This is a genomic window from Okeania sp., from assembly GCF_983059655.1.
Map to the genome: position 1 here is coordinate 2129 of NZ_CEZPJD010000864.1, position 1115 is coordinate 3243.

A 1115-nucleotide genomic window follows, 5' to 3' on the forward strand; every position below is an offset into this window, starting at 1 on the left:
GAATGAACAAAAAATGAAGCAGCAATAAAATCAACAATGATGATGAATAGCACAAAGGCTCAAAATTTAGTCAATAGCAAACAATAAAAATCAGGAAAAGGAAACAGATAATTTGATGTCGAATTACCCTCATATTCAGTCCTTGTCAACCGAATTAAATCAGGCAAATTCAGAACCCGATCAAACCTTAGAATTGACATCGACAATAGTTAATGCAGCATTAGATCGCAAGGGAGATAACATTGTTGTAATTAAAGTAACAGAGGTCTCTTATTTAGCAGACTACTTCATAATTATCACAGGTTATTCTAATGTTCAAGTAAGAGCTATATTTCAGGCGATCGCCCAAAAGGTGGAACAAGATAGAGAACTTTATCCTCTAGGAGTAGAAGGCCAAAGCGAAAGTTCTTGGATATTAATGGATTATGGTGATGTTATAGTCCACATATTGAAGCCCGAAGAACGAGAGTTCTACAATTTAGAAGCATTTTGGAGTCATGCAGAAAAAGTAGATATTTTATCATTGCTCAATTAGGAGCAAGCTGTCAATATGAACTACTTATTTGATTGGCATAAATAAAATATTAAGTGAGGAAAAATTGATTTATGACTAGACAGATAATATCTCGATCTCCAGTGCCACCAGAACAACAACCAGTCAACGAATACGAAGAACTCAAAAATTCCTGGTTATTTTGTTGGGTAACATTAGAAATACCTCAGTATATCAAGAAGTTAGTCTGGGTTTGGCTCTGGAGTTGGTTAGTATCAGGCCCAGTAGCAGCAGCAAGTTTTTTTCCAGAGAAATATCCGATAGAGTTTTTACTGAGTGGGTCTGCGGGTGCAAGCTTTATTCTAACTTTGGTATTATTGCGAATCTATTTAGGTTGGAATTATGTACGATCGCGTCTTGCTAGTACCACTGTTTTTTATGAAGAGTCTGGTTGGTATGATGGACAAACATGGCTGAAAACATCAGAGGAAATTACAAAGGATAAGTTAATAGTTAACTATCAAGTTCAGCCACTTCTCAAAAGATTACACAAAACTTTTTATAGTTTGCTCTTAATGATTTGTATCGGTGTAATAATCTGGGTTTCGATCTAAAACTTACC

At 35.3% G+C, this 1115-nt stretch carries 2 protein-coding genes; both read left to right on the forward strand.

Annotation, left to right across the window (positions count from 1 at the left end; all coding sequences use genetic code 11):
• The first annotated feature begins 115 nt into the window (after positions 1-115).
• Positions 116-535 carry a ribosome silencing factor gene (gene rsfS / locus AC3DU7_RS29485; protein WP_488042802.1) on the forward strand — a complete coding sequence of 140 codons (420 nt, stop codon included), beginning with the start codon at positions 116-118 and terminating at the stop codon, positions 533-535.
• A 71-nt stretch (positions 536-606) separates the two neighbouring features.
• A complete protein-coding gene (locus AC3DU7_RS29490) occupies positions 607-1107 on the forward strand; it encodes a CGLD27 family protein (protein ID WP_488042803.1) in 501 nt (166 codons plus the stop codon).
• Positions 1108-1115 lie beyond the last annotated feature (8 nt).